General features: G+C 64.6%; 27 protein-coding genes. 15 read left to right on the top strand and 12 right to left on the bottom strand.

Annotation, left to right across the window (positions count from 1 at the left end; genetic code table 11):
- The 3 genes from ACZ1A1_RS23985 to ACZ1A1_RS23995 all read right to left on the bottom strand — a co-directional run.
- The coding region (locus ACZ1A1_RS23985; protein ID WP_463621946.1) for a metal-sensing transcriptional repressor at positions 1–96 on the bottom strand (96 nt) is incomplete at its 3' end.
- Between the two features lie 559 nt (positions 97–655).
- Positions 656–925, bottom strand: a complete 270-nt coding sequence (locus ACZ1A1_RS23990; RefSeq protein WP_415216081.1) for a hypothetical protein — start codon at positions 923–925, stop codon at positions 656–658.
- A 52-nt stretch (positions 926–977) separates the two neighbouring features.
- Positions 978–1,391 carry a hypothetical protein gene (locus tag ACZ1A1_RS23995; RefSeq protein WP_463621902.1) on the bottom strand — a complete coding sequence of 138 codons (414 nt, stop codon included), beginning with the start codon at positions 1,389–1,391 and terminating at the stop codon, positions 978–980.
- A gap of 336 nt (positions 1,392–1,727) precedes the next feature.
- Here ACZ1A1_RS23995 and ACZ1A1_RS24000 point away from each other — a divergent pair, with 336 nt between their 5' ends.
- The 3 genes from ACZ1A1_RS24000 to ACZ1A1_RS24010 all read left to right on the top strand — a co-directional run bounded on the left by ACZ1A1_RS24000 (position 1,728) and on the right by ACZ1A1_RS24010 (position 3,044).
- Complete coding sequence (locus ACZ1A1_RS24000) at positions 1,728–2,159, top strand: hypothetical protein (protein ID WP_463621903.1); 432 nt, start codon at positions 1,728–1,730, stop codon at positions 2,157–2,159.
- Positions 2,160–2,179: 20 nt separating this feature from the next.
- The gene (locus tag ACZ1A1_RS24005; protein WP_463621904.1) at positions 2,180–2,611 is read left to right on the top strand and encodes a hypothetical protein; all 432 of its coding nucleotides are present in this window, start codon (positions 2,180–2,182) and stop codon (positions 2,609–2,611) included.
- Positions 2,612–2,777: 166 nt separating this feature from the next.
- A complete protein-coding gene (locus ACZ1A1_RS24010; protein WP_463621905.1) occupies positions 2,778–3,044 on the top strand; it encodes a hypothetical protein in 267 nt (88 codons plus the stop codon).
- A gap of 8 nt (positions 3,045–3,052) precedes the next feature.
- Here ACZ1A1_RS24010 and ACZ1A1_RS24015 read toward each other — a convergent pair whose 3' ends face one another.
- Positions 3,053–3,478, bottom strand: a complete 426-nt coding sequence (locus ACZ1A1_RS24015; protein ID WP_463621906.1) for a hypothetical protein — start codon at positions 3,476–3,478, stop codon at positions 3,053–3,055.
- Between the two features lie 120 nt (positions 3,479–3,598).
- Positions 3,599–4,282 (bottom strand): hypothetical protein, encoded by a 684-nt coding sequence (locus ACZ1A1_RS24020; protein ID WP_463621907.1) that lies wholly within the window; start codon positions 4,280–4,282, stop codon positions 3,599–3,601.
- A 224-nt stretch (positions 4,283–4,506) separates the two neighbouring features.
- Here ACZ1A1_RS24020 and ACZ1A1_RS24025 point away from each other — a divergent pair, with 224 nt between their 5' ends.
- A complete protein-coding gene (locus ACZ1A1_RS24025) occupies positions 4,507–4,992 on the top strand; it encodes a hypothetical protein (RefSeq protein ID WP_463621908.1) in 486 nt (161 codons plus the stop codon).
- A 378-nt stretch (positions 4,993–5,370) separates the two neighbouring features.
- On the opposite strand, the gene ACZ1A1_RS24030 is transcribed toward ACZ1A1_RS24025, so the two are convergent.
- Together ACZ1A1_RS24030 and ACZ1A1_RS24035 are read right to left on the bottom strand one after the other, a co-directional pair.
- Entirely contained in the window at positions 5,371–5,877 is a 507-nt protein-coding gene (locus ACZ1A1_RS24030) for a hypothetical protein (protein WP_463621909.1), read from the bottom strand.
- A gap of 35 nt (positions 5,878–5,912) precedes the next feature.
- Positions 5,913–6,338, bottom strand: a complete 426-nt coding sequence (locus tag ACZ1A1_RS24035; protein WP_463621910.1) for a hypothetical protein — start codon at positions 6,336–6,338, stop codon at positions 5,913–5,915.
- A gap of 561 nt (positions 6,339–6,899) precedes the next feature.
- On the opposite strand from ACZ1A1_RS24035, the gene ACZ1A1_RS24040 reads away from it, so the two are divergent.
- From ACZ1A1_RS24040 to ACZ1A1_RS24050, 3 genes are all read left to right on the top strand, one after another.
- Positions 6,900–7,721 (top strand): sensor histidine kinase, encoded by an 822-nt coding sequence (locus ACZ1A1_RS24040; protein ID WP_463621911.1) that lies wholly within the window; start codon positions 6,900–6,902, stop codon positions 7,719–7,721.
- 65 nt (positions 7,722–7,786) lie between these two features.
- Positions 7,787–8,107 carry a DMT family transporter gene (locus ACZ1A1_RS24045; protein WP_463621912.1) on the top strand — a complete coding sequence of 107 codons (321 nt, stop codon included), beginning with the start codon at positions 7,787–7,789 and terminating at the stop codon, positions 8,105–8,107.
- Between the two features lie 61 nt (positions 8,108–8,168).
- Positions 8,169–8,540, top strand: coding sequence for a DMT family transporter (locus ACZ1A1_RS24050; protein WP_463621913.1), 372 nt, complete (start codon positions 8,169–8,171; stop codon positions 8,538–8,540).
- 28 nt (positions 8,541–8,568) lie between these two features.
- Here the strand turns inward: ACZ1A1_RS24050 and ACZ1A1_RS24055 are convergent, their stop codons facing one another.
- Positions 8,569–9,492 carry a LysR family transcriptional regulator gene (locus tag ACZ1A1_RS24055; protein ID WP_463621947.1) on the bottom strand — a complete coding sequence of 308 codons (924 nt, stop codon included), beginning with the start codon at positions 9,490–9,492 and terminating at the stop codon, positions 8,569–8,571.
- A 101-nt stretch (positions 9,493–9,593) separates the two neighbouring features.
- Between ACZ1A1_RS24055 and wrbA the strand changes: the two genes are divergently transcribed.
- Entirely contained in the window at positions 9,594–10,220 is a 627-nt protein-coding gene (gene wrbA, locus ACZ1A1_RS24060) for an NAD(P)H:quinone oxidoreductase (RefSeq protein WP_463621914.1), read from the top strand.
- 50 nt (positions 10,221–10,270) lie between these two features.
- Positions 10,271–11,443 (top strand): MFS transporter, encoded by a 1,173-nt coding sequence (locus ACZ1A1_RS24065; RefSeq protein ID WP_463621915.1) that lies wholly within the window; start codon positions 10,271–10,273, stop codon positions 11,441–11,443.
- A 63-nt stretch (positions 11,444–11,506) separates the two neighbouring features.
- Here ACZ1A1_RS24065 and ACZ1A1_RS24070 read toward each other — a convergent pair whose 3' ends face one another.
- The 4 genes from ACZ1A1_RS24070 to ACZ1A1_RS24085 are packed head-to-tail and all read right to left on the bottom strand — an operon-like array spanning position 11,507 to position 17,037.
- A complete protein-coding gene (locus ACZ1A1_RS24070) occupies positions 11,507–12,193 on the bottom strand; it encodes an ROK family protein (RefSeq protein WP_463621916.1) in 687 nt (228 codons plus the stop codon).
- Between the two features lie 11 nt (positions 12,194–12,204).
- Positions 12,205–13,581, bottom strand: coding sequence for a glucose-6-phosphate dehydrogenase (gene zwf / locus ACZ1A1_RS24075; protein WP_463621917.1), 1,377 nt, complete (start codon positions 13,579–13,581; stop codon positions 12,205–12,207).
- A gap of 20 nt (positions 13,582–13,601) precedes the next feature.
- The gene (gene gnd / locus ACZ1A1_RS24080) at positions 13,602–14,660 is read right to left on the bottom strand and encodes a phosphogluconate dehydrogenase (NAD(+)-dependent, decarboxylating) (protein ID WP_463621918.1); all 1,059 of its coding nucleotides are present in this window, start codon (positions 14,658–14,660) and stop codon (positions 13,602–13,604) included.
- Positions 14,626–17,037 (bottom strand): glucan 1,4-alpha-glucosidase, encoded by a 2,412-nt coding sequence (locus ACZ1A1_RS24085; protein ID WP_463621919.1) that lies wholly within the window; start codon positions 17,035–17,037, stop codon positions 14,626–14,628. Before ACZ1A1_RS24085 ends, gnd begins: the two co-directional genes overlap by 35 nt.
- 260 nt (positions 17,038–17,297) lie before the next feature.
- Between ACZ1A1_RS24085 and ACZ1A1_RS24090 the strand changes: the two genes are divergently transcribed.
- The 6 genes from ACZ1A1_RS24090 (at position 17,298) to ACZ1A1_RS24115 (ending at position 23,428) form a co-directional block, all read left to right on the top strand.
- Complete coding sequence (locus ACZ1A1_RS24090; protein ID WP_463621920.1) at positions 17,298–18,542, top strand: ABC transporter substrate-binding protein; 1,245 nt, start codon at positions 17,298–17,300, stop codon at positions 18,540–18,542.
- 70 nt (positions 18,543–18,612) lie between these two features.
- Positions 18,613–19,500: a carbohydrate ABC transporter permease gene (locus ACZ1A1_RS24095; protein ID WP_463621921.1), complete on the top strand. Its 888-nt coding sequence runs from the start codon at positions 18,613–18,615 to the stop codon at positions 19,498–19,500.
- A gap of 41 nt (positions 19,501–19,541) precedes the next feature.
- On the top strand, positions 19,542–20,387 hold the full coding sequence (locus ACZ1A1_RS24100; RefSeq protein ID WP_463621948.1) for a carbohydrate ABC transporter permease: 846 nt from the start codon (positions 19,542–19,544) through the stop codon (positions 20,385–20,387).
- On the top strand, positions 20,384–21,493 hold the full coding sequence (locus ACZ1A1_RS24105) for an ABC transporter ATP-binding protein (protein ID WP_463621922.1): 1,110 nt from the start codon (positions 20,384–20,386) through the stop codon (positions 21,491–21,493). The genes ACZ1A1_RS24100 and ACZ1A1_RS24105 overlap by 4 nt, the downstream gene beginning before the upstream one ends.
- Positions 21,494–21,519: 26 nt before the next feature.
- Positions 21,520–22,674 (top strand): mandelate racemase/muconate lactonizing enzyme family protein, encoded by a 1,155-nt coding sequence (locus tag ACZ1A1_RS24110; RefSeq protein WP_463621923.1) that lies wholly within the window; start codon positions 21,520–21,522, stop codon positions 22,672–22,674.
- A gap of 34 nt (positions 22,675–22,708) precedes the next feature.
- Positions 22,709–23,428, top strand: coding sequence for a FadR/GntR family transcriptional regulator (locus ACZ1A1_RS24115; protein ID WP_463621924.1), 720 nt, complete (start codon positions 22,709–22,711; stop codon positions 23,426–23,428).
- Positions 23,429–23,450: the final 22 nt, after the last annotated feature.

A 23,450-nucleotide genomic window follows, 5' to 3' on the forward strand; every position in this document is an offset into this window, starting at 1 on the left:
CCCTGCCTCAAGCGCGCGCTCGATCCCCTCGAACTGGCCCTTGAGGCGACGAACGCGGGCGATCAGCTTCTCTTTGTCGCGGATGGTGTGGGACACGGTGATGGCTACCTTCAGCTTCATATAATATAGGGGACTATACTATATGAAGCGAGACATGTGAAGCCGTGGAATGGATCGAAGACCGGGGCGAATGGGCGTCCGGCGGCGACAGCACAACAGGCCCCGATTTTGAATCGACAGTTGAAGGCTATGACAGCCGTGAGCCGCGCGCATTCCGTAAATGCGGTCGATGTGTTGCGCCGATTTTTGGAGAAAGACGTCGAGAAGAAGATGGACGAATGGTGAGTCCTGTGGCGTATTGCCGGAAATAGAGTCCGGCTCGATGGCGGGAGAATACAGAATTGGCGGTTGACCAGTTCATCACGTTTGGTGCTGGTTTATGGATGTCGGCGGTAGGTTTTGGCTATCTCGACGTTCCCGGCCACCCCCGTGCACACCCCCAGTCGTGGGTACGGCAGCTCACGCGACATTTCCGATGGATGGGGCCGCTTTTGGTGGCTCTTTCCGTCGTCCTGATGTTTAAGCCGACGCCTTGAGTAAGGCAGACACTCAGGAAGACGTTAGCTGGCTGGGGGCATGGCCGATCTCGGGGCAGTCACATTCTGCGCCGGCCATACATGTCCTCGCCGGTCAGCTTGTTTGCCTCGATGAGAATTGCTTCCAACGCTTCATATTCAGGCCCGCTATCCGCTTTCCGGAGGGCCAGATCGATGCACGCCGATCGCAGCCTGGCTGTCATGCGCAAGAGGGCCTGAAAGGCCTCCGGTTCCAGCCGGCCGGTCAGCGATGCGGCTATCCCAAGGTCGACCACACGCCGATAGTCGCCCGCCTGGATCAGGTCGTTCATCTGTTCGGCCAAGGTCATTGTACGCCGATCCCATTACGGTTCGTCCGGTCGCCTGCATCACGCAAAATCGCTACCGGCGTCCCTCGTCGATGTAGCGCGTCGCAATCTCGCGGGATCGGACGACGATCCATCGATCGGCATCGGCTTGCCCGCCCGCAGCCGCCCGCTTCAGATATTCGGGTTTGAGCTTGCCGACTTCGACGCCGATGGCTGCTCCGGCCGTGCGTGCCCAAGTTGTAGCATTGGCATCGCCCTCAGCCGATTTACGCCGCGCGATTTCCTGATCCAATATGGCATATACCGCATCCTCGGCCTGTTTCATTGTCGGCTCCGGCACGGTTCCTGACGAGAGGCTGGATGATTGCGTCGTGTTTCGGGAAGGGTGATCTCTCCGACGCTCGCCCTGCTTTGCCAGGCGATCGGTCTGGATCGAGGACATCACCCCCATCCCGTAAATATTCCCGGAGTTCCAGTTCATCGTCATGCCCAGGCTGTCCTGAGCATAGGCGGGAGCCGCAGTAACCGCAAGAAAAAGGCCAAATCTGACCATGGGGTTGAAGCGCATATCGGCCTGTTTTTGCTGTGCTCGGGATAGACGATCCCGAGATCATCTCCGCGCCGATTCTAGCGTGCGCGGCCCCGTTCGCCATGATGTACAGATGTACGGGGCGAGCGGATATCCTAAAGCTGCTATCCAGTATGCTTCCCTTCGTCGTGACCGATGAAGGAAAACGCTGGCCAGAGGGTAATCGAGGACGGCAGCTCCGATATGGTGAGATCAGTCGCGCGAAGAAGCCTTGCAAAATCGTCGTGTCTCGTCTTGCTGACGCTTGCGGGTTGCGCGGGACCGTTGCCGCCAAAGCAGAAGATTCAGCCGTTTCCGGGCGCCGATCCGGCCGTCAGTATTGCGCCGGTTGCCTGCAATCTGCTGATCGACAATGCCGAATTCGACTACCGCGCGCGTGTCCGCAGCCTGTTCCAGTCCTTTCAGGATCGTCTCTACGGCATCCCGCCAGACGCAGACTGGGGGCGGATCGAGGCGCATTTCCAAAAGCAGCTGACCGGGAGGTGGAAGGTCGTCGATAGCTCGCCGGAGCTCGAAAGGGCGTTTCGGTCGGTGACTTGGCGCAGCGACGGATGGCCGGCGCGCTATCTGTCGGTCGCGCTCCTGACCCGAAGAGGATGCCTTGCGGACCTGCCGTTCAAGCTCCTGATCGTCTCCATTCCCAGAGGCGGCCAATCCTTGGACTAGGCTGGCGTAGCGAGACGGTCATGAGCGAAACGAGATCGGCGAAGTCCGGGCGGGAGGCCGGCGGCATGCGGTTGCTCCTCATTGTCGCATTCCTGCCCATGCTTGCGGGGTGCTCGGATGCATGCCGTAACACCCTGGTCTCGCGCAGCGAAGCCCCCGACGGCAAGCACAGCGCCGTTTTGTTCCAACGGGATTGCGGAGCGACCACCGGCTTCTCGACGCAGATGTCCATCGTTGCCCGCGGCGAAGAGCCGTCCGGCGCAGGCAACGCCTTCCGCGCCGACGACGATCATGGGGCGGCGTCCGCAGGGCCATGGGGCGGGCCCTGGGTCGAAGTGAACTGGCTGGCCGTCGATCGTCTTCTCGTCAGCTACGCTGCAAGATCGCGCATATTCAAACAGGCTGACCATGTGGACGGTGTCCATGTGACCTACCGGGCGGCCGCCCGCTAAACGACCGACGGCATGATGTCCGATCGTGAGAACCTGGAAGGATGGATATGACGCCCGGCCACGCTCATCGAAACGCCTCGGGTTGCTTCTTGCCGCCGTGTTGATCGCTCTCGCTTGAGCAGCTGGCTGGCATTGGTTTCAGTCGGTGCCGATCGGGACGGGCGAGATGCGCCCGTCGCCGGACGGCAACTATACCGCTGCGATTATGGACAATTTCGCCGAGGACTTCTGGACCGGGCGCTCGCGCCGCTGGTTCACCATTCGCGTCGAGGGGCCGGATATCGCGTATGAATACAAGGGTTCTCCGCTTCCCGGGCCGTATTTCGGATCGCGCTCGTCAGTCAGCGTGATCCGCTGGAGTCCGGACTCGTCCCTGGTCCGCTTCGTTTTCCCTGCCGCCGGGATCCGCTTCGAGACGCGCTTGCCCGGATGACAGGCCCCTCACGGCTCGATCTCCGGTGGGGTCCGGACGCGCCGAACGACACCATAGGCATTCCCCGTCCAGCGCCAGATCGTGGCCTGCGCCACGGGGCCTTGTGCAGCATTGCGCTCGATCAGGGCGCCGGTGACGATGTCGGGCAGGGTCGTGCCACCGGGCATGATGGCGAGCCTCTCCGCGCATTCGTTCAGCAGCGCGTTTGCCTCGCGGTCCGAAAGGCGTCGATCGTCCTTGCCGGCAGGCCCGTAGACCGCGAATTCATAAGAGCCGCAGGTGCCGCCGGACGGGAAGCGGATGATGAGCATATCCCGCCCGCGGCCGATCGGGACGAGGGTCGCCTCGAACGCACCGTCTCCGGGGCATTGCGGGCCGGGACAAAGGCCCGAGCCGGCAGCGCGCACCAGCAGACGGTCGCGCTCGGCAAGCATATCCGCTTTTGCGAAGATCGGCTCGATCTTCCGGGCGCGGGCCTCCGCGGCGGATACCGTGGCGGCGTACAGGCTTATGAGGCCGATGGTAAGAAGGCGGACTGGACACCGCATGGCGCTCTACTTTGCCTGTTTCAGCGCTTCGCGCAGTCCGTTCAGATAGTCAGTCCGGGTTTTCTCCGCGATCGTCTCCCATTGCCCTTCGGGCAGGCTGAGGGGCGTGCCGGGAGATGCCTTCCCCATCGCTGAGGTCGTCGCGCCCATGCCGCTCAGATTGATCCAGCGATGATCGTAGTTATGCGGCGTGTCGCGGTCCCATTTGATGACCTTCTCGACCAGCGCGGCGAGCTTATCGGGATTTTTGAACGTGTACTGGTTGATCGGTGTTCCGTATCGGTCGTTCAGCACAGAAACTGCCGAGCGGGCGCTGACATCAGCGCAACGATTGGCATCGAAACGCGCGCGCAACTGGCCGGCATAGAACCAGAAGGCGGCCTCGTCCTTGAGCCCGGATGCGAACAGCAATGAAGACAGCACGTAGAATACGGGTGGAGCATAATTCTGCGGGGAGGCGATGACGGCGCGTGCGGTTCGTATGCGCTCCTCCTCTGTGCCCTGGGTGAGTTGCTTCATGGTCTGTACGGCCAGACTTGTATCGATGCTGGCATATTCACCCTGCGGCTTGAGCGTGATTGTGTCCGCGTGGCCGGTGGCGATGCCGCCAAGCGCAAGCAGGATCGACAAGACGGCTTTTGACGCAAGCCCGGAAAGACTATGTCGAAGAAGGCGGGCAGCAGTCGACATGGTAGGACTCCCGAACGGATAGGCGGTCGAAAGGCTATCAACTCCGCGGTATCGCCGCCAGCGATCGACGGAGGCGTTGCCTGACAAATTCGATTCAGTCGCCAGCGCATCATAGGTTTCGCGCGTCGATCTTCGATACCTGTACATGTGTACGCTATGTCATGACGGCACTGCTGCTCTATGTTCGGACGGACAAAAAGTGTCCGGCGAGGGCTGGAGAGGCGATGAAACTCCGTACGGCGGCAACATTCGCAATGATTGTATCTGGTCTTGGGCTTTCCGTTCCGGCGTACGCTCAATACGTCATGGATTGGAACGCCGGCAATGCCCTCATCATGTCGTCGATCCAGAATGACAGCCTTAACCGGGAACGTGCCCGTGCCGACGCGGAGCGAGGGCAAGGTAAGCAGCCGGACCGACGATCGGTTCCCGTTCAGACCCGCGCGCGTTCGATCGTCGATCGGACGTTTGACGCCGCGATCGCTCCGCTGCATTCTGAATTCCGGCGCCGCACCACGACCGACGGCAAACCGGCGGCAGCGCAATGGCTCACTACGGCGGCAACGAGCCTGGGGACGGAGCTTGGCTCGATGGCGCAGGAATATCGACGCCGCGTGCGCAGCGACGGTGAGGCAAATGCAGACCAGTGGTATCTGGATCGCGCACGTTCGGTTGGCCAGCAATATGCGACGGATAGTGCGCATCGCTAGGATCGCGAGATGCGCCATCGGATCGACCGTTCTCGTCGTTTGATCTTCCGGCAGCAGTCGCGCATGAAGGGGAGCTTATGGGGCCGAGGCTTCGCGTCGGCGCAACCGCCATCCTGTGCGTCAATGTGCCGTGCCGGTCGTGTGATGGACGACCTTCCCGACGAGGTCGCGGACCTTCGAGGGATCGTTGGCGGCAATCGCCTTGGCGAGGTCTACGGCCTGCCGGTCGCTGAACAGTTTTCGGGATCGGAGGCGGCGTTCGCTGTGGGGATCGACAGGTGGACCGCCCGGCAAAAGACCGGGATCGCCACGATCACGGCGGATGCGGATATCATTCTCGACATGGGTTGGCCCCTGCCTCGTCCGATGCACGCGCGCTCAGTCGTCTGCGTCAAACTCGAATATCTCCGGAGGCGCGCCGTATTTTCCGTCCCATCCCGTCCAGGCGACATCGGTCACGCCGAGGCAGCTTTCGACGATCCTCCATGTGCCGGCATCCTGCTTCAGCAAGGTGCAGAAGACGCGGGATGCGACGCCCGCGCGCGCGGCATCCTCCAAGATGGTGCCGGTGAGATCGAGCGGATCGCCGTTTTCGTCGATCATGGTCGAGAACAGGAAAGCCCAGCCGTCCTTCCGGCGCAGGCTGGTGACCTTCAGCAACAACTTGCGGCCGACACGGCGCTCCGCCTCGGCGCGTGCGATGCCTATGATCGCCATCTGCGCCGGATCGGCGACCGTATAGGGCAACGCCGCGCCTCCATTGGCGAGAACGACGGCTCGTTGGCTGCCGGAGACCTTGCCGGAGCCGGAGGCGGCGTTCGCCTCCGAGGTTGATGGACAGGTCGCCCCGCAGACGATCAGCATCGTCGCTACCAGCGCGGGCATGAGGGATTTCCGCCGTGTTCTTCTGAAAATCGGGCCTATGGGCATGGCTCTACCACCCGGCTCAGGCCGCCCATGGTGATGTGAAGCCACTTACCCATGGTCGTGACCTCGATATGGGTTTGACGCGGCACCCCGTCGAGAGTGCATGCGAGATCCGAAGCATAACGGTCGGACATCCGTTTCCAGGCTACGATGCGGCAATCGAGATCGACGATCCTCACCCTGTCGCCGTCATGAAAGATGAAGGTACTACCGGACAGGCTGGAACAGTTTTCGGCCCAGATGCCGGCGAAAAGCTCACCTGTCGAAGCTGTCGTCGGCAACGCGCAGGCGGTCGCGAGCGCGGCGACGATTGCAAAGCTGCGCCAGCTTGCCGTTCGCTGCGGCTCCCCATTGGCCGGCGCGGCGTATCGGTCGACGCGGCCCGGTTCGAAGCCTATATCCTGGGCGCCTGTTCCCATGTCCTCGCCGATGACGCCGCCATCGCTCCTCCGGCAGACTACCGCATTCCAGCGATGATATCAGCCGGCAGGCGAGGAGCCACGACGTACGGATGTACGGGTTCAACACGAAACAGTGGGCGCTAGAATCGGCGGCCGGGATGAGGCGAGGCCGGATCATGGCCGAAAGCGATGCGTATTTGGGAGGGGCGGATGGTGGGCGATCGCGACTGGTTCATGCAAGGCTGCGACCGCTGCCGGCAGGGCATCCTGTCCGGGAAGGCCGACAACCCCGAACTCATTGTTACGAGCGTTCGCATGCATGCGCATCTTCGCCGCTGCCGGTTCTGTGCTGCCTGATGGGAGGATGGGGAACGCGAGGCGCATGTCGTCGAGGAGCGCGAAGCGCGCGCCCTGTTTCCGGAAGCATTCGATGGCTGAAATCCATGGTCGATAATTCGTCCTTCGTTGGATTCTCACGACATCGGCGCTTTGAGCAGGCCGTGCTTTTTGGCTGAAGCATTAGAAACGACGGGCAATGTGCTAGACTTCTTATTATCAGATGCTCTTTTCGAGGCGCCGATGAAGAATTCGTTCGATGCTTCCGCCGCCGCTTCCAACAGGAACGAAGGTTACGATACCGAGCGCTCGCAGGCGACCATCCGGGTCGTCATCGTGTTTCTCGGGATCGCCTACATGGCCCGCGAAGCGCTGAACAGGCACATACCCGACGCGTTTCGCTGGATCATCATCGGGCTGTGCCTCGTCATTGCCGTGACATCCGTTCTCATCCTCATCGCCGTGGTGGACAAGCCGGGCATCAGCCATCGCCGTCGCATCGTCGGCATGGCGCACGATTACACGGCGCTTGTCATCGCCATGGCGTTCGGCGGCGGGACATTGATGCCGCTTTATGCGCTGCTGTTATGGGTCACGCTCGGCAACGGATTTCGCTACGGGCCACGCTATCATCTGGCTGCGGTGGCCGCGGCTTTATGGTCCTTGCTCATCGTCGCGGCGATCAACCCGTACTGGCGCGCGCTTCCCTATATGACGCTGACGCTGTTCCTCACCATGGTTCTGGTGCCAGCCTATGCACATACGCTGCTGACCCGGCTGCACCGGGCGCGCGACGCCGCGCTCGAGGCGAACCTCGCCAAATCGCGTTTTCTCGCCCAGGCCAGCCACGACCTGCGCCAGCCGATTCATGCGATCAGTCTATTCACCGCCTGCCTCAGGGATACCGGCCTCGATAGCGAGCAGCGGCAGATGGTCGCCAATATCGACCGATCGCTGAACAGCGTGTCCCGGCTGTTCCGTTCGCTGCTGGATCTGTCGACTCTCGACAGCGGGCGCGTCAGCGTGAAAGTCAAGGTCGTGGCGCTGGACGTTGCATTTTTCTGAAGGGGTACGGGATCCGCCGCGCGCGGGTTTTCGCCGGCCCTTCGGCAACAGCAAAGGATGCAACTATGAGCTGGATTTATCTTGGGATCGCCGTGTTATTCGAAATCGCCGTTGCGGTCAGCGCGGGCAATGCCAGGGGCTTCACCAGGCTGTGGTGGACCGTCGCGACCCTCGTCAGCGGGGCGATCGCCACCTTCTTCCTCGGTCTGGCGCTGCTCACCTTCGACGTCGGTGTCGGCTATGCGATCTGGACGTCGGTATCGGGCGTCGGGATCGTCGTGCTGGGCGTCCTGTTCTTCGGCCAGAGCCTGAACTGGAAAAAGACCCTTGGAATGCTGCTGGTCATCGGCGGCGTCGTCGGTCTGCACCTGAGCGGCGCCGCGTGAACGCAGGGCGTCCGGTCCCGATCCCCAACATTCCCATGCAGACAAGAGGCAATCGAACATCATGGAAACGACAGGCAGAACACCCAGCAAGGGCAGTGCGTGGGGCATGCTGCTGCTCGCCGGCCTTTTCGAGATCGGCTATGCGCTCAGCGTGGGCGGCAGCCAGGCCTTCACGATACCGGGCTGGTCCATCGCCGCGGCGATATTCTTCCTTCTCACCCTCTATTTCCTCAGCGCAGCCCTCAGGACGATCGACGTGGGGATAGGCTATGCGGTCTGGGCCGGGATCGGCTCGGTCGGGGCGGCCGTGTTCGGGAGCGTCCTGCTCGATCAGCCCTTGACGCCGGTGCAGGCGCTCTGGCTGGCGGTCATCATCGCGGGTGTCGTCTGGCTGAAACTGGCCGACAGTCCAAGACTGGCGGCACGCGCCTGAACCTCACCGGGGCCGCCTTCGGGCCCGATCAGGCCTGAAGGTGGTCGTCCTCGCCGGAGGCGATCAAGAGATCCGCGAGCTGCTGCGCCGCCGGCCCCAGCGCCTCGTCCCGGCGGTGGGCGACATAGACGCTGGACGTAGTTTCTCCATTGCGTCCCATCGCGCTGACATTGAGTCGCACCAGCCTGCCCTGTTCCAGGTCCCTCTCGACGAGCCAGAGGGGCAGCCGCCCCCAGCCGGCACCGCCCAGAATGAGATTGTATTTGGTGTCCTGCGTGTTGACGCGGCAGGTCTGAGGCGAAACCACGCCGAATTCCCGGCCCTCGGATATGTGGGACGGGTCGGACAGGACGATCTGCAGGTGATCGGCAATATCCATGACTTCCAGCGAATGCTCCGTATGGTGTCCAGCCAGCGGATGCGTCGACGCCACCACGGTGACCTGGCTGATGGAGGTCAGGGGCTCGAACCTGATGCGCGGGTCGCGGAAATCTTCCCCGACCATGATGGTGAGCGTGCAGCGTTTTTTCCGTAGCGCATCAAGGGGGCCGCCCATCGGCTCGGCCCAGACCCGCATGGCAACGGAGGGGAAGTGGTGTCGCATCTGCGAAATCGCGCGGGCAACCGTCTGCGTGGGGTAGAGCGTGTCGACGGATATGCCGAGCTCCGTTTCAACGCCGTCCGCAAAGCCGCGGGCCTGCGCCCGCAGCACATCCACACGCAGAATGATGTCGCGCGCATTGCCGAGCAGCACATGGCCCTGCGGCGTCAGGACGGGCCGGTGTCCCGAGCGGTCGAACAGCGCGACGCCGAGCGTGGCCTCCAGATTGGCGATGGCGACGCTCACGCCCGACTGAACGCGCGACAGCTTCCTGGCGGCGGAACGGAAGCTGCCGCTATCGGCGATGGTGACGAAGGTGCGGATCTGATCCAGCGTCAGGGCATCCAGCATGATCACTCCTGATGATCGTTTTAATGCAATTTATATCACTTAAACGGCTCATGAATATGCGGCAACCTCCGCCTTGAACACAATCGATGCGAGGTGATGCGATGACGAAGGTGCTGGTTCTCTACTATTCTTCCTACGGACATATCGAGACGATGGCGCTGGCCGTGGCGGACGGCGTCCGTGCGGCGGGCGCCTCGGTGGCGATCAGGCGCGTGCCGGAGCTGGTACCCGAAGGGGTGGCCGCAAGCTCTGGTTACAAGGCCGATCAGGCCGCACCGGTTGCCGCCATCGACGAGCTTGCCGACCATGACGCCATCATCATCGGCACGCCCACGCGTTTCGGCAACATGGCGTCGCAGATGAAGAATTTCCTCGATCAGACCGGCGGGCTTTGGTTCGCGGACAGGCTCGTCGGCAAGGTGGGCGGCGTCTTCACCTCGACCGGCAGCCAGCATGGCGGGCAGGAAACGACGATACAATCCACGCAGACCGTGCTGTTCCATCTCGGCATGATCGTCGTCGGCCTGCCCTACAGCTTCAAGGGCCAGATGCGCATGGACGAGATCACCGGCTGCTCGCCCTATGGCGCCTCCACCCTGGCGGATGACGGAAAAGGCGGACATCGCGATCCCAGCGAGAACGAACTTGCGGGCGCACGCTTCCAGGGCCGGCATGTTGCCGAGATCGCTTGCGCGCTGGCTGCCGGCCGCGCGGCGAGGGGGGCGTGATGCACGCCGTTACGACGATGCGGACGTCTTCCGCCACGCGATGGCCTGCCGTGATCCTGATCGTCGGGGCCGGGATCGTTGCCGCATTGCAGGTGGGGAAGGCGGCGATTGCCGCACCCCTGCTGCAGAACGATCTCGGGATCGGCTTGACTGCGATCGGCTGGCTGGCCGGGATTTTCGCGGCGATCGGGCTTGCCGGCGGCATTGCGACCGGGGCGCTTGTCGGCCGGTTCGGCGCAAGGCGCGTCATGATCACGGGGCTGCTGGTGACGATGGCCGGCGCTGCGATCGGCGCGCTGGTCACAGGTTTGGCCGGCCTTCTTGTGGCGCGCGTGATCGAGGGGGCCGGCTTCCTGCTGGTCACGGTTGCGGCGCCGTCGCTTCTGGATCGTGTCGTGCGGCCATCGGATCGCGACCTCGCCTTTTCGCTCTGGAGCTGCTTCATGCCGGTCGGCATGGCGGCGGCGATGCTGGCAGGCCCGCTCTTCGAGGACTGGCGGATGATGTGGTGGGCGAGCAGCGCGCTGGCCCTGGCGATCTGCCTGCTCGTGCCACTTGTCGTTCCCGGCGGCGAGGAGGGCCAGCCCCTGCCATGGCATCGCCTGCGCCGTGACACGTTTGCCGTGCTGGGCGCTGGCGGTGCCGTCGGGCTCGCCGTGACGTTCGCGCTCTACAGCCTGATGTTCTTCGCCGTGTTCAGCTTCCTGCCGGTGTTGCTCATGGAGCGGCTCGGCGTGTCGCACCAGACGGCCGGGCTCCTCGGCGCGCTCGCCTCGGCCGTGAACGTGATCGGCAATCTGGCAGCGGGCCTGTTGCTGACGAGAGGCGTCGGCCGGCCGGCCTTGCTGGTCACGGCCTGCCTCGTCATGGGGCTGGCAAGCCTCGGCATCTTCCTTCCCATGGCGCCGGACGCGGTCGCCTTCGGCCTGTGCCTGCTGTTCTCGGCCGTGGGCGGGCTCATTCCGGCGACCCTGCTTGCCTCCGCTCCGATCGCCGCGCCGGCGGCCGGCATGGTTCCCATCGTCCTTGGCCTCATCGTCCAGGGCAACAATCTCGGCCAGATCCTCGGCCCCACGGCCGTCGGCAGCGCATTGGACCGGTTCGGCTGGCAATCCGCCGCCTACATCGTGGCGGCTGCCGCACTCGTGGCGGCGGGCGTTGCGATTGCAGCCTCGAAGGGGCTCCGGCCGGACGGGGCCGGCAAGACGGGAGACGGCAAATGACGATATGGCTGGATGGGATCGGCAGGAAGGCGGGCCGCGCCTTCCCATGCCGCAAGCCATTCGTCATACGTGAAGATCGTGGTCGAGCCAGAGGGCGAAGCCGCCCTTGAAGGCGTTCATATTATCGCCGCGGCGGGATTTTTCGGGGAGGCGGTGCAGCTTTTCGGCATTGCCGCCGCCGATCACGACGTAGTCGGGCTCGAGCGCTTCCGTCAGCTTTTCGACGGCATCGCCGACATGCTTCTCCCACTTTTTCCGGCCGCGCTTTTCAAGGCTCGCATTGCCGAGATACTCCTCGAATGTCCGTCCCTTCCTGTAGGGCAGATGCGCGATTTCCAGCGGCTGGGCCACGTTGTCGACGATCATGGCCGCGCCGAGGCCGGTTCCAAGCCCGAGGAAGAGCATGCGCCCGCCGTCGTAGCTTCCGATCGCCTGCATCAGCGCGTCGTTGACGATCTTCAGCGGCTTGCCGAAGCGGCCGGCGAAATCGTATGCGACCCAGCCACGGGCGAGATTGTGCGGTTCGGCGACGATCCTGTCATGAACCACCGGCCCGGGATAGCCAATCGAAATAACGTCGAACGGCAGGCCCTGCGCAAGCTGCTCGAGGGCATCGGCCATCGCGGCCGCATCCATGTCCGGGCCGGAGACCATGCGGCGCGGCGCGCCGCCTGCGCTTGTGAGGATCTTGACATGCGATCCGCCGATGTCGACGGAAAGCACGACGGGCTGCTTGCGGTCCTCGTCCATGGCTTCCTCCGTCACGCCTTCGGATCGACCCAGCCGCCGGGGGGCGCAAAACCGCTCATTGCCTCTTCAGGCCCCCAGCTGTGCGGCGCATAGCGCGCGGGCTGGGTTTTCAGGTCCAGCACCGGATCGACGATGCGCCAGGCGAGCTCCGAGGCATCCCGCCGGGTGAAGAGTTGCCGCTTGCCGTCCATGGCATCGCCGATCAGCCGCTCATAGGGCAGCATGTCATCCGTCGTGCTGTCGACGGCGGCCAGTTCCACGTCCTCGCCGATCATGTCGCTGCCGGCGGCCTTGCGGCGTGCGCCGATGCCGATCAGCACCTCGGGACCGACGCGAAAGCGCACATAATTGGCATCGGCGGCGCCGGTGTCGTCGAAGACCGCGATCGGCGGACGCTTGAAGCGCAGGACCACCTCGGTGGCGCGCACCGGCAGGTTCTTGCCGGCCCTGATATAGAAGGGAACGCCCTGCCAGCGCCATGTGTCGACGAAGAGCCGCACGGCGGCGAAGGTCTCCACTGGCGACCCCGCGGCCACGCCCGGCTCGTCGCGGTAGCCGTCGAACTGGCCCCGGACGAGATCCTCCTCGCGCAAGGGCCGGATCGATTTCAGCACCTGGACCTTCTCGTCGCTGAGATCGTCGGAATCGCTCGTCGCGGGCGGCTCCATGGCCAGGAGGAGCAGCACGTTGACCAGATGATTCTGGATCACGTCGCGCAGGCAGCCCACCTCGTCGTAGAACCTGCCGCGACCGGCCACGCCGAAATCCTCGGCCATGGTGATCTGCACGCTCTCCACGTGGTTGCGGTTCCAGACGGGCTCGAGGAAGCTGTTGGCGAAGCGGAAATAGAGCAGGTTCTGGATCGCCTCCTTGCCGAGATAATGGTCGATACGGAAGACCGACCGTTCCTCGAAGACCGAGAGCAGTTCCTTGTTGAGCGCCTGCGCGGAGGCAAGATCGCGGCCGAAGGGCTTTTCCACCATCAGGCGGGCATGGCTGGCGATGCCGGCGGCCTTGAGGGCCTCGATCACGGTGCCGAACAGGGAAGGCGGTATGGCGAGATAATAGAGCGGCCGGCTCGCGCCGCCCAGTGCCGCGCGCAGCCGCTCGAAGGTCGCGGCCGCCTTGTAGTCTCCTCCGACATAGCGCAGCAGGCCCTTGAACTTCGCGAACACGGCTTCGTCCACCGAACCGAACTGCCTGACGATGCCGTCGCGGGCGCGCGCCGCCAGCGTCTCGGCATCCCAGTCGTCGAGCGCGACGCCGATGACGGGTTCGCTCAGATGCCCTCGCCGCACCATCTGGTACAGCGAGGGCAGGATCATCCTGTGCGCGAGATCGCCGCTCGCGCCGAAGACCACCAGTGCGTCCGACCTGTCCTCACCCATGACCGCCTCCGTCATTCGATCTACCGGGCCTTGCCGTGCCCGCCGAAGGCGAAGCGCATGGCCGAGAGCAGCTTGTTGGCGAATTCGTCGTTGTCGCGCGAGCTGAAGCGTGCAAACAGCGCCGAGGCGAGAACCGGCGCCGGCACGCCCGTCTCCACCGCCGCCTGCAGGGTCCAGCGTCCCTCGCCGGAATCGGAAACGCGGTCCTCGAAGTCGGCGAGCGTCGGGTCCGTCTTGAGGATACCGGCCGTAAGATCGAGCAGCCACGAGCCGATGACGCTGCCATGGCGCCACACTTCGGTGACGGCGGCAAGGTCGATGTCGAATTTGTGATATTGCGGCTGGGCGAGGGGGGCGGTTTCCGCGTCGGCCGGGCGCGCCTCGTTGCCGGCATTTGCGGCTTTCAGAATGTTCAGCCCTTCGGCATAGGCGGCCATCATGCCGTATTCGATGCCGTTATGGACCATCTTGACGAAATGGCCGGCGCCCGACGGGCCGCAATGGAGATAGCCTTGTGCCGCGGTGTCCGCCGTGCCGGCTTTTCCGCCCGCTCCGTCCGCGCCGGGTGCCAGCGCCGCGAAAATCGGGTCGAGGTGCGCGACCGCCTCGTCCGGTCCGCCGATCATCAGGCTGTAGCCGCGCTCCAGTCCCCAGACGCCGCCGCTGGTGCCGACATCGACGAAGAAGACGCCCCTTGCGGAGAATTCGGCGGCAAGATCGACCGCGTCGCGGTAATGGGAATTGCCGCCGTCGATCAGCATGTCGCCGGCCTCCATGCGGGCGGCGAGGTCCCGGGCGATGCCGCCGGTGATGGCGGCCGGCAGCATGAGCCAGACGGCGCGCGGGGGCGAGAGCCTGGCGACGAGGTCGTCCAGGCTTTCCGCGCCCGTCGCGCCTTCGGCAACCAGCGCCGCCACGCTTTGCGGGTTGACGTCATAGACGACGCATCGATGTCCGGCCTTCGTGAGACGCCGCACCATGTTTGCGCCCATGCGGCCCAGCCCGATCATTCCCAATTGCATATGCCAGCTCCGTTCCTGATGTTCATTCGTCCGGGATTCGTATCTCGTAGTCGACATTTTCCCATCGCTGCTGCGAACCCAGCCACAGCAAGGTGAACAGGATGGACCGCCCGGCCGCAAGCCCGGCGGTCGGCAGGTCCGCCACATGGGTGCCGAAAGCGGTCTCTCGCGTCTTGCTGTCGCCGGTCGTCTCCCAGCGATCAAAGCTCCAGTGGACGAGTGCCGGCGCGTTCAGTTCCAGGCGCAGGATCTTGCCGGATGGAAGGGTCGCGATCCTGTTGTCGGAGCGCCAGATGCGCAGGGCGGCGGGCGTCCGGCGGCGGATATAGCGCTCGACCGTTTGCGGCGGCATGTCGAAGACCGCGCCGTCGGCGAGCGAGCGCAGGAGCTTGATATGCTCGGCATGGGCCCAGACCAGCGGCATGGCGCTGCCCGATGGCCGGCCGAAGACCAGTTCGCGTGCGGGAACATCCGGGCCGTCCCAGCTCTGCTCGGGCAGCAGGCCCTCGATCCCGGCGGATGCCTCCAGCGTCGCAAGCAGGGCCTCGGCCCGATCGCGCCGGCCGGCCGCCAACTCGTAATGGGCGCGCTCGCCGGCCAGAAGCGGCCAGACCCGCCCCTGTCCGATGCCGTCGAAAGGTCCGCCGTCCGGCTTCTCTCCATAGCCGTCGCCGGTATAGCGGTACCAGAGCGGGCCCTGCGGCAAGTCCACCTTGAGCGCGTGGTCGATCGCCTTGATCGTGTCGAGAATGCGCGGATCGTCCGGCCTACGCAGCCCGAACCGCACCAGCGCCAGCGCATCGGGGCTCAGCACGTCCCAGGCCGGCAGCATGGCCTTTTCGGGAACCTGGTTGCGGATCGCGGTCTGGCCGTTCGCAGCGGCGGCGACATCCGTCGCGGCCGCGCCGGCGATGCGCACATAATAGCCCTTGATGCCGGCCGCCTCGCAGATGTCCGGCCTTGAGGCTAAGGTCCAGTTCTCGATCTGCTCGTTCCAGCAGTCGGCCGTTTCGCGCAGGTGTCCGGCGGCATCCGGGTCGCCCTCGGCCTCGATCAGGTCGGCGGCGGAGAGGAGGGCGGCGATCTCGACGGCGAGCGTGAAGGGGCTGTAGCCGCCATCCTCTTCCCAGCGGTCCTGGATGGTCGCCGGGCCGTTGGCGACCAGATAGCCCGCTGCCTTGCGGATCATCGGTATGAAGCGGTCGAGATGCCGGCCGGCCAAATGATGGTGGCGGTGAAGCAGGTCGGCCAGCAGGATGGGAAACGCGCATTCGTCCATCTGCACGCCGGGCCAGTAGGGCCGCCCGTCGAGCCAGAGGTTCTGCGGCCAATGGCCGGAGGCGAGTTGGACTTCGCGCAGGTAGTCGAGAATGGCCAGCGCTTCCCGGCTGTCCCCGGCGGCGAGGAAACCGCCCGCCGTCTCGACGAGATCGCGCGGCCAGACCAGATGGTAGCCGCCGAGATCGTCGTCGCCCTTGTTGTCGCCCCACGGGATGGAAAGGCTCGCCACGACGGCGCCCGCGCGGTCCGCGGCACGGTGGGCGGCCAGCACGGCGGTGGACACGCGATAGGCATTGACCTTCCCCGCATGCGGGCGGTCGAGCCCGACGAGACCGTGCTGCCAGCGGTGCCAGTTCTCGCGATAGCGGTCCTGCGCCACGTCGAAGCCGGCATCGAGGCTTTCGAGCGCGGTGGCCGCGGCTTCGGTTTCCGACTGGCCGAAGGCGAGCGCCAGCACGACGGTCGGGTTGTCGGCGGTCAGGCCGATCTCGCCGGTCAACGCGACATTGCCTTCGTCGGCGCGCTGGTAGCACGGGTCCAGTGTGCCGTGTTCCCGCAATTGCCGGTATCCGTCGGAGGTGCCGACATAGCCCGCGGAGCGTGCTTTCCAGGGGGTGGAAGCCGCCAGCGCCAGATAGCGCGAGCGCCCGCAGGCCATCAGCAACGGCGCGCCGTAATAGTCCGCGATCCAGGCCGAATTCTGCATGCCGGCATTGGTGAGATGCGGCGCCAGCAGCGCGAAGACGCCGTAATCGCCGACCGCACCCTCGGCCGGCTTGAAGGTGATGCGCTGGAGGACGCAGGGGCGTGCCGGATCGCTGACGACATCCTTTTCGATGCTGTAGCGACCGTCACGGGCGGTATTGACCACATGGAAGGCCGGAACGCCGTCCGCCTGCCGCGTCGTCATCGCGATGCAGTCGCGCTTCTCCTCGGAGAAATAGCCTGACGGACCGGTGACCAGCAGGCCGAAATCGCGCGTACAGGCGCTGTCCACGCGCGGATAATAGATTTCGTTGAGGATGCCGTGGCTGAGCGTGAACCAGACGGGCGATTGCAGCGAGAGCGCCGTGCCGACGCCGCTCTTGGCGCTGGAGGTCCACCGGGCGGGGATGCCGGGAGCGCCAGGCGCGAAATCGATCAGTTGACGCATGGATCCACCTGCCTTCCGCCGCCGGTCTAGGATGCCCAAGCGGCGTAATTTGGATCATGAACTTCAACGGGTACCGGAAGCCACAAAAATTGTCGGCGGTGCCGGCCCCGTTCCGGCGACGATGATGGATCGCCGTGGCGATCCAAGCGCATCTAGCAGTCAAAATTGGTAATACCAAAATTGCTTGCAATAATGATCGACCATCCCTATGGTGTGCTCGCAAGCGTCGGGGAGAGAGCCGGCGATGGGAGGAGGAATCGATGAATTTCAGGCAGAGAAGTCCTGTTTGGGCCGCGCTGGTGTTGTGCGCCCTCGCCACGCCCGTATCGGCTGACGACCTTACGGCGGAGGTGATGCACCCTTGGACATCGGGCGGCGAATCGGCGGCCGCCAAGGTGTTCGCCGACAAGTTCACGGCGGCCGGCGGCGTCTGGGTCGACCGCGCGATCGCCGGCAACGACGCCCTGCTCGCTGCTGCGATGAACCGCATCATCGGCGGCGATCCGCCATCGGCATCCCACTTCAACACCGGCAAGCCGTTCGAGGAGCTGATCGAGGCGGGGCTGCTGCGCGACGTCGACACGGTCGCCAAGGCAGAAGGATGGGCGGCGGTCATTCCGAAGGTGTTCCTGGACGCGGTCACCCGCGACGACAAGATCATGGCCGTTCCGATCAACCTCCAGACGGAAAACTGGATCTGGTATTCCAGGGAGGTCTTCGAAAAATCGGGAGTCGGCGAGCCGCCGCAGAACTGGGACGATTTCTTCGCCGCCGCCGACAAGATCAAGGCTGCCGGCTATATCCCCATGGCGCTCGGCGGCGGTTCTTGGGCGGAGCGCTTCGTGTTCCAGAAGGTCCTGGTCAGCGTCGCCGGGCCCGAGCTCTACCTTCGCGTTCTGAAGGATCGCGATGCCGAGGCGCTGAAGGACGCCAAGGTTCAGGAGGCCTTCGCGGTTCTCGGCAAGCTGCGCCAATACGCCGATTCCGGCGCGGCCAGCCGCAAGTGGAACGATGCGACCAATCTGGTCATCACCAACAAGGCTGGCTTTCAGATCATGGGCGACTGGGCCAAGGGCGAGTTCGCGGCTGCGGGGCTGACGCCCGGCAAGGAATATGGCTGCACGCTGTTCCCGGGCCAGGAAGTCTCGATCATGTCGGGTGACGTCTTCGTCATGCCGAAGCTGAAAGATGCCCAGCGCACGCAGGCGCAGGATCTCCTCGCCCATGTGCTGTTCGCGCCGGAAACCCAGATCGCGTTCAACATCAAGAAGGGCTCGAACCCCATCCGCCAGGATGTGGACGTGTCGAGCATGGATGTCTGCGCCCGGCATGCGGCCGAAGTGCTGAAGGATCCGGCACGGCAGGTTCCGAACCCCCAGTTCCTGATGACGAATGACGGGTTGGGGGCGGTCCGCGACTTGATCACCGCCTACTGGAATACGCCCGCAATGACGCCCGGGGAATTCTCGGACGCGCTCGGCAAGGTGCTGGCGAGCGTCGACTGACGCGAACGTGTCGACGGGCGGCCGGTGATGCCGCCCGTCCCCTCCTGCTCACTGTCCGGGAAGACCGAGGATGCAGCCCAAGAGAATTTCCAGGCATCTGCCGTCATTCGTGGCGATGCTGCCGACCACGCTCTTCGTGGTGATCATCTATCTGGGTTGCATGGCCTGGACGGTGGCCATCTCGTTCACGACGTCGAAGGTGCTGCCGGTCGCCAGATGGGCAGGCGTAACGCAATACGAGCGCCTGCTGGCGACGGAACGCTGGACCGTCTCCGTCCACAACATCCTGATCTATGGCGCGTGCTACATTCTCGGGTGTCTGGTGCTGGGCTTCCTGACCGCCGTGGCGATCGACCAGAAGGTCCGCTTCGAAAATACCCTGCGCACGATCTACCTGTTTCCCTACGCCCTGTCCTTCATCGTGACCGGTGCCGTCTGGCAGTGGATCTTCGATCCGCAACTGGGCATCGAGGCGGCGTTGCGGGGGATCGGCCTCGAAAGCCATATCGGCATCCTCTCGTCTCCCGGCACGGCCATCGCCGCACTGGTCATCGCGGCCGTCTGGCAGGGCGCCGGGCTTGTCATGGTCATGCTGCTGGCGGGCCTGCGCAGCGTGGACGGCGAGATCCTCAAGGCGGCGCGCGTCGACGGGATCCCGATCTGGCGCGCCTACGTCAGCATCATCCTGCCGGAGCTGCGTCCCATGATCGTCACCTCCGTCGTCCTTTTGGCGATCGCGGTGGTCAAGGCCTACGACTTGATCGTCTCGATGACGCAGGGCGGGCCGGGCATCGGCACGGAAATGCCCGCCAAATTCGTCATGGATCACCTGTTCGAGCGCGGCAATATCGGCCTCGCCACGGCGGCCGCCACGCTGATGCTGCTCGCGGTCCTGGCCGTGCTGGTGCCGTGGCTGCATCTCGAATATTTCCGCAAGGCGAAGGGAGGGGCCCGGTGAGCGCGCATCTCGAAGGCCCCGCCGGCCGCCGGCCGCAGCGCATGGGCGCAAGCCGCATCGCGATCTACGTCTTCCTCGTCCTGTCTGCGCTCTTCTTCATCATGCCGCTTTACGTGATGGTCGTCACGTCGCTGAAGGACATGGCGGAGATCCGCCAGGGCAACATCTTCGCGCTGCCCGCCGCCCCGACCATCGCGCCTTGGATCAAGGCCTGGTCCGGCGCCTGCACCGGCCTTACCTGCGAGGGCGTCGGCGCGGGGTTCGTGAACTCGGTCCTGATCACGCTTCCGGCCGTCGCCTGCTCGGTGTTCCTTGGCGCCATCAACGGCTATGCCTTGTCGTTCTGGCGGTTTCCAGGCGCCAATCTCGTCTTCGCCGTACTGATGGCCGGCGCGTTCATTCCCCTGCAGGTGTTCATATATCCGCTGGTGCGGATCGCCTCCGCGGCGGGCGTCTTCGGCACGTTGCCGGGCGTCATCCTGCTGCATATCTGCTTCAGCCTGCCGCTGATGACGCTGCTGTTCCGCAATTTCTACGGCAGCGTCCCGATGGACCTCTACAAGGCGGCCAGGGTCGACGGGGCCGGGTTCTGGCAATTGCTGATCCACGTCTTCGCCCCGATGTCGGTGCCGATCACCGTCGTGGCCTTCATCATCCAGATAACCGGCACCTGGAACGACTTCATCCTCGGCCTGATCTTCGCCGGCGCCGACAACATGCCGATCACCGTGCTGCTCAACAATGTGGTGAACTCGCAGTTCGGCGAGCGCGAATACAACGTCAACATGGCGGCCACCATCCTCACGGGCCTGGTGCCGCTGGTCCTCTACTTCCTGTCCGGGCGCTGGTTCGTCCGCGGCATCATGGCAGGAGCCGTCAAGGGATGAACAACCCGCAAGCGACCCGCAACAGCATCGAAATCCGCGACCTGCATATCGCCTACGGCTCGCTGACCGTTCTGCATCACCTCAATCTGAATGTGGGCAAGGGGGAGTTCCTCGTGCTGCTCGGCCCTTCGGGCTGCGGAAAATCCACTCTGCTCAATGCCATTGCCGGCCTCGGCGAGATCTCCGGCGGCCAGATCTGGATCGGCGGGGACAACGTCACCTGGAAGGAGCCGAAGGAGCGCCATATCGGCATGGTGTTCCAGTCCTATGCGCTCTATCCGCGCATGACCGTCTACGGCAACATGTCGTTCGGCCTCAGGATGCAGGGCGTCGCCCGCGACGAGATCGACCGGCGGGTCCGCGAGGCCGCGCGCATCCTCCAGATCGAGCCCTATTTCGACCGCCGCCCGTCGGACCTGTCGGGTGGGCAGCGCCAGCGCGTGGCGATCGGCCGGGCGCTGGTGCGCAATGTGGACGTCTTCCTGTTCGACGAGCCGCTCTCGAACCTCGATGCGAAGCTGCGCGCCGAGCTGCGGGTCGAGATCAAGCGCCTCCACCGTGATCTCGGCACCACGATGATCTACGTCACCCACGACCAGATCGAGGCCTTGACGCTTGCCGACCGCGTGGCGGTGATGAAGGACGGCATCATCCAGCAACTGGATTCCCCCGAGGTCGTCTACGCCACCCCGGCCAACCGCTTCGTCGCCGGCTTCCTAGGCTCGCCCGGCATGAACTTCTTCGAAGGCCGCCTCGCCGAGCGGGACGGCGGGATGGTCTTCGAGAGCGCCTCGCTGACCCTTCCGCTTTCCGGCTATCGCTTTCTGGGCCCGGTCGAAGCGGGGCAGGCGGTGTCGCTCGGCGTCCGGCCCGAGCACGTCCGGCTGGCCGAGGATGCGGCCGGCGATCCCTTCCGGCAGGAGGCCCGGATCGAGCTGGTCGAGCCGATGGGGGCGGACGTGCTCGTCTGGGCATCCATCGGATCCACGATGCTTTCCGCCCGTATCAACACCGACCGCCGGATCGCGCGGAGCGGAACCCTGACTCTCGGCCTGTCGTCGTCGCGCATCTCGCTTTTCGACGGCGCGAGCGGCGCGCGCCTTTGAACCCCATTCCAAACAGTGAGGACAGCATGAAAATCGTCGACGTCAAAGCCTGGGCCCTCTCCGTGCCGGTCGAGCACGGCATCACCTTCGGCATCGGCAAGGTGCTGCGCCGCGACACCGTCGTCGTTCGCGTCGAGACGGAGAGCGGCATCGTCGGATACGGCGAATCCCATCATGGCCGCGCGGCGAGCTCGGTGGCCGATATCGTCAACAACCTGCTGCGCTATTTCGTGGTCGGGATGGACGCCAGCGACGTCACGGGCGTCTGGGCCAGGATCTACGAGATGCAACTGCGCAGCCACGGGATGGGCGCCGGCACCTCGATCGCCATGAGCGGCATCGACCAGGCCTTGTGGGATATCCGGGGCAAGGCCGTCGGCTGGCCGCTCTACAAGCTGCTCGGCGGGTCGAGACGCGGCGTGCCGGCCTATGCGGGCGGGGTGTCGCTCGGCTGGAGCGAGCCGGACGCGCTCTGCGAGGAGGTCGGCGCGGCGCTGGCGCTCGGTTACAAGGCCGTCAAGCTGCGCGGCGGGGACGCGCCCCGCCGCGACGTCCAGCGGGTGGAGGCGGTGCGCAAGGCCTTCGGCGACGATCTCGTCATCATGGTCGATGCCAACACGGCCTATTCACTGGCCGATGCATTGGCGGTCCTGCCGGCTTTCGAGGCCCTGAACGTCGAATGGCTGGAAGAGCCCTTCGCGCCGCACGACCATCGCTCCTACGCGCAGGCCGATCGCAGCCGGATCCCGCTGGCGGCGGGCGAAAACCACTATACCCGCTTCGAGTTCCACCGGCTGATCGAGGACGCGCATGTCCGCATCCTGCAGCCGGACCTGTCCAAGGCGGGCGGCATCACCGAGGTGCTTCGCATCGCCGCGCTGGGCTCGGCCTGGAAATTGCCACTGTGCCCGCACACCGCGACGACCGGGATCAACATGGCGGTCACCATCCACGTCCTGGCCGCCGTCGAGAACGCGGGCTGGTTCGAGGGCGACATCTCCACGCCCAATCCGTTCCGCGACCAGCTTGTCTCCACGCCGTATGTGGTGGCAAAGGATGGTACCGTTTCGCCGCTGGACAGGCCGGGCATCGGTGTCGAGGTGGACGAAGACTTCATCCGCGCCCATCCCTTCATCGAAGGGCCGGCTTATGCGCCTGGTCCGGCGCGGATGGTGCGATAATCCCCGGCTGTGGCCGGATTTGAGGGAGCCGGGAATGCAGGAAGCGGAAAACCAGGTGATGCGGACCGTGAACGACCTGATGGCGTTCATCCAGAAGCGCGGCTACGAGCCGGGCGAAAGACTGCCTTCCGAACGCGACCTGACCGAGCGTTTCTCGGTCGGGCGCGGGGTGATCCGCGAGGCGCTGACCTTTCTTGAGGCCAGCCGTTACATCGAGCGCAAGCGCAATTCCGGCATCTACCTGACCGACGGAATGGACCAGGTCAGCCTGGAGGCGCTGGTTCTCTATTCCAAGGTCAACATTCCCTTCGACCGCCGGACCATCATGGATTGCATGGAGGTGCGCAAGATCCTGGAGGTGCAGGCCATCGCGCTTGCATGCAAGCGGCGCACCGAGGCCGACATCGAGACCCTGCGGCAGAACCTGCGCGACACGCAGGCGACGATCGAAGCGGGCGGAAGCATCGCCGAACTCGATTTCGAGTTCCATATGGCGGTCTTCCGCGCGGCGCAGAACGACATCTTCACCCGGGTCGTGACGCCTTTCTACCTCATGTCGCGGAACCGGCGGGAGGATTTCTTCCGCGATCCGAAGCACGGCGACGCATCGCTCACCCAGCACACGGCGATCACGGCGGCCATCGAGGCCCGGGACGTCGGCCTCGCCGTCGAGTTGATGGACCGGCATATCGGCCGGGTCGAGGACCACTATCTGGTGTCGATGGGCGATGGGCCGCCTGCCGGAACATCCTGATACGGCATTGAACCAATGGAGG

This window comes from Shinella sp. R2-11, from assembly GCF_055330205.1.

Excerpts from the sequence above, each read along its gene's own strand:
- ACZ1A1_RS24100 (WP_463621948.1), top strand. The coding sequence starts at position 19,542 with ATGGGCGCAAGCCGCATCGCGATCTACGTCTTCCTCGTCCTGTCTGCG.
- ACZ1A1_RS24010 (WP_463621905.1), top strand. The coding sequence starts at position 2,778 with ATGCGCCCGTCGCCGGACGGCAACTATACCGCTGCGATTATGGACAAT.
- gnd (WP_463621918.1), bottom strand. The coding sequence starts at position 14,660 with ATGTCGACTACGAGATACGAATCCCGGACGAATGAACATCAGGAACGG.
- ACZ1A1_RS24095 (WP_463621921.1), top strand. The coding sequence starts at position 18,613 with ATGCAGCCCAAGAGAATTTCCAGGCATCTGCCGTCATTCGTGGCGATG.
- ACZ1A1_RS24020 (WP_463621907.1), bottom strand. The coding sequence starts at position 4,282 with ATGTCGACTGCTGCCCGCCTTCTTCGACATAGTCTTTCCGGGCTTGCG.
- ACZ1A1_RS24025 (WP_463621908.1), top strand. The coding sequence starts at position 4,507 with ATGAAACTCCGTACGGCGGCAACATTCGCAATGATTGTATCTGGTCTT.
- ACZ1A1_RS24085 (WP_463621919.1), bottom strand. The coding sequence starts at position 17,037 with ATGCGTCAACTGATCGATTTCGCGCCTGGCGCTCCCGGCATCCCCGCC.
- ACZ1A1_RS24035 (WP_463621910.1), bottom strand. The coding sequence starts at position 6,338 with ATGGGAACAGGCGCCCAGGATATAGGCTTCGAACCGGGCCGCGTCGAC.
- ACZ1A1_RS24055 (WP_463621947.1), bottom strand. The coding sequence starts at position 9,492 with ATGCTGGATGCCCTGACGCTGGATCAGATCCGCACCTTCGTCACCATC.
- ACZ1A1_RS23990 (WP_415216081.1), bottom strand. The coding sequence starts at position 925 with ATGACCTTGGCCGAACAGATGAACGACCTGATCCAGGCGGGCGACTAT.
- ACZ1A1_RS24070 (WP_463621916.1), bottom strand. The coding sequence starts at position 12,193 with ATGGACGAGGACCGCAAGCAGCCCGTCGTGCTTTCCGTCGACATCGGC.
- ACZ1A1_RS24040 (WP_463621911.1), top strand. The coding sequence starts at position 6,900 with ATGAAGAATTCGTTCGATGCTTCCGCCGCCGCTTCCAACAGGAACGAA.
- ACZ1A1_RS24015 (WP_463621906.1), bottom strand. The coding sequence starts at position 3,478 with ATGCTTGCCGAGCGCGACCGTCTGCTGGTGCGCGCTGCCGGCTCGGGC.
- ACZ1A1_RS24050 (WP_463621913.1), top strand. The coding sequence starts at position 8,169 with ATGGAAACGACAGGCAGAACACCCAGCAAGGGCAGTGCGTGGGGCATG.
- ACZ1A1_RS24090 (WP_463621920.1), top strand. The coding sequence starts at position 17,298 with ATGAATTTCAGGCAGAGAAGTCCTGTTTGGGCCGCGCTGGTGTTGTGC.
- ACZ1A1_RS24105 (WP_463621922.1), top strand. The coding sequence starts at position 20,384 with ATGAACAACCCGCAAGCGACCCGCAACAGCATCGAAATCCGCGACCTG.
- ACZ1A1_RS24115 (WP_463621924.1), top strand. The coding sequence starts at position 22,709 with ATGCAGGAAGCGGAAAACCAGGTGATGCGGACCGTGAACGACCTGATG.
- ACZ1A1_RS24030 (WP_463621909.1), bottom strand. The coding sequence starts at position 5,877 with ATGCCCGCGCTGGTAGCGACGATGCTGATCGTCTGCGGGGCGACCTGT.
- ACZ1A1_RS24045 (WP_463621912.1), top strand. The coding sequence starts at position 7,787 with ATGAGCTGGATTTATCTTGGGATCGCCGTGTTATTCGAAATCGCCGTT.
- ACZ1A1_RS24005 (WP_463621904.1), top strand. The coding sequence starts at position 2,180 with ATGAGCGAAACGAGATCGGCGAAGTCCGGGCGGGAGGCCGGCGGCATG.
- zwf (WP_463621917.1), bottom strand. The coding sequence starts at position 13,581 with ATGGGTGAGGACAGGTCGGACGCACTGGTGGTCTTCGGCGCGAGCGGC.
- ACZ1A1_RS24110 (WP_463621923.1), top strand. The coding sequence starts at position 21,520 with ATGAAAATCGTCGACGTCAAAGCCTGGGCCCTCTCCGTGCCGGTCGAG.
- wrbA (WP_463621914.1), top strand. The coding sequence starts at position 9,594 with ATGACGAAGGTGCTGGTTCTCTACTATTCTTCCTACGGACATATCGAG.
- ACZ1A1_RS23995 (WP_463621902.1), bottom strand. The coding sequence starts at position 1,391 with ATGACGATGAACTGGAACTCCGGGAATATTTACGGGATGGGGGTGATG.